Annotated in this window: 2 protein-coding genes; both read right to left on the reverse strand. The window is 73.7% G+C overall.

What is annotated here, in order from left to right; genetic code table 11:
• Nucleotides 1-4,242 (reverse strand): type I polyketide synthase (locus JK363_RS40760; protein ID WP_201883380.1); only part of this gene is annotated, 4,242 nt, incomplete at its 3' end.
• Nucleotides 4,239-7,794 (reverse strand): SDR family NAD(P)-dependent oxidoreductase (locus JK363_RS40765; protein ID WP_201883381.1); only part of this gene is annotated, 3,556 nt, incomplete at its 5' end. The genes JK363_RS40760 and JK363_RS40765, both read right to left, overlap by 4 nt.

A 7,794-nucleotide genomic window follows, 5' to 3' on the forward strand; every position in this document is an offset into this window, starting at 1 on the left:
ACTGACCAGCACCAGACGCGTCACACCACGCCGCTCCACCAGATGACGCGCGAACACCGCACCCAGACCACCCGTACCACCGGTGATCAGAACAGTGCCGTCCAGCTCCACCGCGGGCGCGCTGCCGACCGTGGCACGGCCCAGACGCGGAGCCAGCAAACGACCCTCACGCACAGCGAGTTGCGGCTCATCCACACCGAGCACCGCACCCCAGTCGGGCAGCCCGCCCTCGCGTCCGAGATCGACCAGCGCGAACCGTCCCGGGTGCTCGGACTGGGCGCTGCGCAGCAGGCCGTGCACCGACGCCTGCGCGATGTCGGGCGTCTCGTCCCCCACCGCGACCGCGCCGCGGGTGGCCACGACCAGCCGGGCCTGACCCAGGTGCGGTGCGGCCAGCCAGTGGCGCAGCAGTGCGAGGACGTCTCGCACGAGTTCGCGCGCGGCCTCGCCCGGGTCGCCGGCCGGGGTTTCGACGGGCGCCACGACGACGTCGGGTGCCTCGGTCACCCCCTCGGCCACTGCGCTCTCCAGGGCTGCCAGGTCGGCGGGGCCGTCCTCCCCGAGGACGACGACCCGCACCGCGGCGGTCCCGTCGGGGGTGACCGGCACCCAGTCCAGTTCGTACAGCGGGTTGCGGGAACCGCGCCGGGCACCGTCGATGCGGGCCTGCTCGACCGCGCGGACGGTGAGGGAACCGATCGACACGACCGGAGCACCTGTCTCGTCCACCGCGTCCAGCCGGATCGCGGTGTCTCCGGTCGCGATCGAGCGGACACGCAGCCGTGTGGCGCCGGGACGGTCGAGCCGCACACCGGTCCAGCTGAACGGCATCCGGTGCGCACCGCGTTCGCCGTCGGTCACGAGGGTGACGCCGCTCTGCAGCGCGGCGTCGAACAGCGCGGGGTGGATGCCGAACCCGGCGGCCTCGCCGTTCTCGGGCAGTTCGACCTCGGCGTAGGACGTGTCGCCGTCCCGCCAGGCCGAGCGCACTCCCTGGAAGACGGGGCCGTAGTCGTAGCCGATCTGGGCCAGCTTGCCGTACAGCTCGTCGACGTCCACGGGTTCGGCATCCGCGGGCGGCCACTGGGCGGGCCAGTCCTCCTCCGGAGCCCGGTCCGGGGCGAGCACCCCGCGCGCATGGCAGACGGTCTCCCCGCCGGACTCCGGGCGGGTGTAGATCGCGACCTCGCGGTGGCCGTCCTCGGCCGCCTCCGCGACGGTGACCTGGACCTGGACGGTGAGCCCGTCCTCCAGGATCAGGGGTGCCTCCAGCACGAGTTCGTCCAGCACCGGGGCCCCGGCGCGCTGCCCGGCGGCGAGCGCCAGCTCGACCAGCCCGGTGCCGGGCACCACGATCGTGCCCAGCAGCAGGTGCTCGGCGGCCCACGGCTGGGTGTCGGTGGACAGCCGGCCGGTGAACAGCCACTCGTCCCGGTCGCCCACCTGTGCCGCACCGGCCAGGATCGGGTGCCCGACCGCGCCCAGTCCGGCCGCGCCAGGGTCCGCGCGCCCGGTGTCGGGGGCCAGCCAGTACCGCTCGCGCTGGAACGCGTACGTCGGCAGCGGCACCGTCCGGGCGCCGCTGTTCCGGTAGAACGCCGACCAGTCCACCGTCGCGCCGGCGGTGTACACCCGGCCGAGGAAACCGGCGAAGACCGTGGTCTCCGCCTGCTTGGCGCGCAGCGCGGGCAGCAGCGCCGCGTCCACGCCCTCCGTCAGCCGCTCCTCGAGGCACTGGCGCGCCATCGCGGTCAGCACCGCGTCCGGCCCCAGCTCCAGGAAACGGCGCACGCCCAGGTCCCACAGCGTGGTCACACCGTCGGCGAACCGCACGGCCTGCCGCACATGCCGCACCCAGTAGCCGGGGTCGGTCAGCTCGGCCGACACCGGACGGCCTGTCACGTTGGAGACGATCGGGATGGTGGGTTCCGCGAAGTGAAGACCCCGGGCCACCGCCTCGAACTCGGTCAGCATGGGCTCCATGCGAGGCGAGTGGAAGGCGTGCGACACCCGCAGCCGGGAGGTCTTGCGCCCCTCCCACCGCGGCAGCCACTCCTCGGCGGCTTCCGCGTCGCCGGACACCACGACGGCGCGCGGGCCGTTGACGGCGGCGATCTCCAACCGCCCCTGGAACTCGCCGAGGGACGCGGTCACCTCGGCCTCGTCGGCCTGCACGGCCACCATCGCGCCACCGGCCGGGAGCGCACCCATCAACCGGCCGCGCGCCACCACCAGTGCGCATGCGTCGCGCAGCGACAGCACCCCGGAGACGTGGGCCGCGGCCAGTTCGCCCACCGAGTGACCGATCAGGTAGTCGGGGCGCAGCCCGAGGAATTCGACCAGCCGGAACAGCGCCACCTCGACCGCGAACAGGGCGGCCTGCGTGAACTCCGTCGAGTCCAGGCTGCCGTCCCGCGCGGCCAGCAGCTCCCGGACCGAGCGGCCCAGCAGCGGGTCCAGCTCCGCGCACACCTCGTCCAGCGCTTCCGAGAACCGCGGGAACTCCTGGGCGAGTTCCAGGCCCATCCCCGGGCGCTGCGAGCCCTGGCCGGTGAACAGGAACGCGGTCTTGCCCCCGAGAGCCCGGTGGCCGGGTTCGCCGGCGGCGAGGGCCGCCAGACCGGACAACAGCGTGTCCCGGTCCGGGGCCGCGACCACGGCCCGCTCGTCGAGCAGTGCCCGGGTCGTCGCCGCCGCGTACCCGACGTCCGCCGGGGACAGGTCCGGGTGGGCGGCCAGATGCGACCGCAGCCGCTCCGCCTGCGCCCGCAGCGCGGCCCCGCCACGCGCGGACACCAGCACCGGGACGGCTGCGGGCGGCCGCGTCTCCCGCGTCTCTTCGATGGGCTCGGCCTCCGCGGAGGGCGCCTCTTCCAGGATCACGTGCGCGTTGGTGCCGCTGATGCCGAACGACGAGACGCCGGCCCGGCGCAACCGCCCGGCACGCGCGGCCCACTCGCGCTTCCCGGTCAGCAGCTCGACCTGGCCCGAGGCCCAGTCGACGTGCGGAGAGGGCTCGTCCACGTGCAGGGTCGGCGGCAGTTCGCCGTGGAGCATGGCCTGCACCATCTTGATCACGCCGGCCACACCGGCCGCGGCCGACGTGTGACCGATGTTCGACTTGATCGACCCGAGGAAGAGCGGATCGTCGATCCGCTCACTTCCGTAGGTCGCGAGCAGCGCCCGCGCCTCGATGGGGTCGCCCAGCGTGGTGCCCGTGCCGTGGCCCTCGACCGCGTCGATCTCGGCCGGGCTCAGGCCCGCGTTGGCCAGTGCCGCCCGGATCACGCGCTCCTGCGACGGCCCGTTCGGCGCCGTCAGCCCGTTGCTCGCGCCGTCCTGGTTGGTCGCGCTGCCCCGCACGACCGCGAGCACACGGTGCCCCTTGCGGCGGGCGTCGGAGAGGCGCTCGACGACGAGCAGACCGACGCCGTCCGCGAACCCGGTACCGTCCGCGGCGGCGGAGTACGCCTTGCACCGGCCGTCGGGGGCCAGGCCCCGTTGCCGGCTGAACTCGATGAACAGGAACGGGCCGGCGATCACCGTCACGCCGCCCACCAGGGCCAGCGAGCACTCCCCGGACCGCAGCGCCTGCGCGGCCAGATGGATCGCCACGAGCGAGGAGGAACAGGCCGTGTCGACGGTGACCGCGGGGCCTTCAAGGCCCAGGTTGTAGGCGATCCGGCCGGAGATCACGCTGCTCTGTGTTCCGCTGAGGCGGAAGCCCTCCAGTTCGGGCACCCCCGAACCGCCGTAGTCCGAGGTGACCGCCCCGCAGAAGACGCCGGTGTCGCTGCCGCGCAGCGACGTCGGGTCGATGCCCGCGTTCTCGAACGCCTCCCAGGCGCCCTCCAGCGCCAGCCGCTGCATGGGGTCGATCGCCAGCGCCTCGCGCGGGCTGATCCCGAAGAACTCCGCGTCGAAGTCTCCGATCCCGTCGACGAACCCGCCGGTGCGGGTGGACACCGTGCCCGGCTGTTCCGGGTCGGTGCCGTGCAGCCGCTCCAGGTCCCAACCGCGATCGGTCGGGAAGGAGGTCATCGCGTCCTTCCCCGAAGCCACCAGCTCCCACAGCTCGTCCGGCGAGGACGCGCCGGGGTACCGGCAGCTCATGCCGACGATCGCCAGCGGCTCGCTGTTGCGGTCCTCCAGCTCCCGCACCCGGCGGTTGGCCGTACGCAGCTCCGTGGTGACCTTCTTGAGGTAGCTGCGGAGCTTCTGCTCGTCTGTGTTCGTGCTCATGCCGACCCGAGCTCCTTGTCGATCAGATCAAACATCTCGTCGTCGGAAACCGGGTCCAGGTCACCGTCCGATTCCACGTCCATGCCGGACGCCCCACCGCCGACGCCGCTGAGCACGGCCCGCAGCCGGTTGCTCAGGTAGCGCAGGCGGGGCTCGATCTGGGCCAGCCCGTGTTCGTCGTCGGCCACCCTGATCAACAGCTCCTCCAGCCCGCGCAGTTCGTCGTCGAACGGCGGGCGCTGCTCCTCGGCCTCCACACCCCCGACCTCCTTGAGGAGCAGCAGCGAGACCTCCATGGGGGTGGGATGGTCGAAGACGAGGGTGGCGGGCAGCCGCAGGCCGGTGGTCCGGCTGAGCCGGTTGCGCAGCTCCACCGCGGCCAGCGAGTCGAACCCCAGCTCCTTGAAGGCCCGCTCGGGCTCGATCTCGGCGCCGGACGCGTTGCCGCGGACGGCCGCGACCTGCGCCTGCACCAGCTCCAGGACGATCTGCTCGCGGTCCGACTCGGAGACTCCCACGAGCTGTTGCGACAGCGACCGGCTCACCGACTCCGCCCGCCGGGCGGGCGCGCGGACCAAGCCGCGCAGCAGGGTGGGAAGCATGCCGTCCCGGGCCTGGACGCGCAGCGCCGCCAAGTCCAGCCGTATGGGCACCAGGAGGGTCGCGTCCGAGCCGAGGCTCTCGTCGAAGAGTTCCAGGCCGAGTTCGGCGGAGAGCGCACCGATGCCGGTCCGCTGCATCCGGGCGAGGTCGGCCTCGCCCAGCTCCCCGGTCATGCCGGTGGAGTCGGCCCACAGGCCCCAGGCCAGCGAGGTGGCGGGCAGCCCGGCGGCCCGGCGGACGTGGGCGAGCGCGTCGACGGCGGCGTTCGCAGCCGCGTAGTTCGCCTGCCCGGGGTTGCCCAGCTGCGCCGCGGCCGAGGAGAACATGACGAACGCCGACAGGTCCATCCCGGCGGTCAGCTCGTGCAGGTTCCACGCCGCGAGGAACTTGGGCCGCATCACCCGGTCGAACTGTTCCGGCGTCAGGGACTCGATCACCCCGTCGTCGAGCACGCCCGCGGAGTGGACGACCGCGGTCAGCGGCCGGTCCAGCGAGGCGAGCAGACCGGCCACCTGCTCCCGGTCGGCGACGTCGCAGGCCGCGACCCGTACGTCGGCGCCACGCGCCTCGAGGTCGGCGACCAGCTCCGCCACCCCGTCGGCCGCCGCGCCCCGACGGCTGACCAGCAGCAGCCGGCGCGCGCCATGCCGCTCGACCAGGTGCCGTGCGAACAGCGCGCCCAGACCGCCGGTACCGCCCGTGATCAGGACCGTGCCGTCCTGGTCCAGCGGCGCCGGAACGGTGAGCACGACCTTGCCGACGTTGCGGCCCTCGCGCAGGAAGCGGAACGCCTCCCGACCGCGACGCACGTCCCAGGTCCGGATCGGGGACGGCTGAAGCACCCCACGCTCGAACAGGCCCGTGATCTCGGTCAGCATCTCCTGGATCCGTTCCGGGCCCGCCTCGATGAGGTCGTAGGACCGGTACCCGACACCAGGGTGCGTGCTCGCCACGGCCTCCGGGTCGCGGATGTCGGTCTTGCCCATCTCGATGAACCGGCCGCCCCGCGGCAGCAGTTCCAGGGAGGCGTCGACGAACTCGTGGGCGAGCGCGTTCAGCACCACGTCCATTCCGGAGCCGTCGGTCGCGTCCATGAACGTCTGCCGGAAGTCCAGGTCGCGCGAGGACGCGATGCGCTCCCCGGCGACGCCCAGGGCGCGTACCGCGTCCCACTTGGCCGGGCTCGCGGTGGCGAACACCTCCGCGCCGAAGTGACGGGCCAGCTGGACGGCCGCCATGCCGACGCCACCGGCGGCGGCGTGCACCAGCAGCCGCTGCCCCGAGCGGAGCCCCGCGAGGTCGACCAGTCCGTAGTAGGCGGTCAGATAGACCACCGGCACCGCCGCGGCCTCGGAGAAGCCGAGGCACTCGGGCATCGGCACGACAGTCCGGCGGTCGGCGATGGCCACCGGGCCGAACGCGTCGGTGACCAGGCCGAAGACCCGGTCGCCCGGCTCCAGGTCCGTCACTCCGGAGCCCACTTCGAGCACCACACCCGCGGCCTCGCTGCCCAGCGGCGCGTCACCCGGGTACATGCCGAGCGCGATCAGCACGTCGCGGAAGTTCAGGCCGGCGGCCCGCACCGCGATCCGCACCTCGCCGACGCCCAGCGGACGGCTGCCCTCGGAGGGCATGACGGCCAGGTCCTCCAGCGAGCCTTTCCGCTTGATGCCCAGCCGCCACGCCCCGTCGGGCGTACCGCCGGCGACGCGGTTCAGCCGGGGCACGAGCACCCGGCCCTCCCGCACGGCGAACTGCGGCTCGTCCAGGGCGGCAAGCGCGTCCCAGCCGGGGGCATCACCCTCGTCCAGGTCCACCAGGACGAAGCGGCCCGGGTGCTCCGACTGCGCGCTGCGCACCATGCCCCACACCGGGGACTGCGCCGTGTCGGGCGCCTCGTCGCCCACGGCGACGCCGCCCCGGGTCACGATGACCAGCCGGGACTCCTCGAGCCTCTCCTCGGACAGCCACCGCTGCACCAGAGCCAGCACGTCGGCGCAGGCGGAACGGGACGCGCCGACCTCGGCGACGACCAGGTCCGGCCGCTGCTCCCCCTCGGACAGGGCACGTCCCAGCGCGCCCACGTCCGGGTGCTCGACGCCGAGCCGCACCACCCGCGCGGGCTCCGGCCGCGGGACGGTGACCTCGGTCCAGTCCACCTGGAACAGCGCGTTTTTCGCGTCCCGCGTGCCGTCGAGCCGTGCGGGGTCGAGCGGGCGCAGCCCCAGCGCGTCCACCGCCGCGATCAGCACCCCGGTGTCGTCCGAGACCTCGATCTTCAGGGCGGAGCCGGTGGGCCTGATGCGCACCCGGGCCGCGGTGGCCCCGGACTGTCCGGTACGCACGCCCGACCAGGAGAACGGCAGCTCCACCGAGGAGTCGGCCGTCTTGGACAGCAGCGCGCCGTGCAGCGCGGCGTCGAGCAGCGCCGGGTGCACACCGAACCCTCCGGCCGAGGTGTCGTCGGGCAGCGCGACCTCGGTGTAGACCTCGTCGCCCCGGCGCCAGGCCGCCCGGACGCCCTGGAACAGGGGGCCGTAGTCGAGGCCGATGTCCGCCAGCCGCTCGTAGAAGGTACCCACGGCCACGGACTCCGCGCCCGCGGGCGGCCACTGCGCCGGGAACGGCTCGGCGGGCTCCGCGTCGGCGACCAGCCGGCCGCGTCCGTGACAGACCGTCTCCGGGGCCTCGTCCTCGCCCCCCTCGGCGCGACTGTAGATCGCCAGTTCGCGGCGACCGTCGGCGTCGGCCGGACCGACGGTGAGCTGGACCCGGACGCCGTCGGTGTCGGTCAGGACGAGCGGCGCCTCAAGGACGAGGTCGTCCAGTGCGGCGCAGCCGAGTTCGCGCCCCGCGGTCAGGGCCATGTCGACCAGCGCCGTCCCCGGCACGAGAACGGTCCCCAGCACCGCGTGGTCCCGGGTCCAGGGCTGGGTGTCCTGGGAGATC

Origin of the sequence: Streptomyces coffeae, from assembly GCF_016741875.1 — a bacterium.
GTDB classification, from domain to species: Bacteria; Actinomycetota; Actinomycetes; order Streptomycetales; family Streptomycetaceae; genus Streptomyces; species Streptomyces coffeae.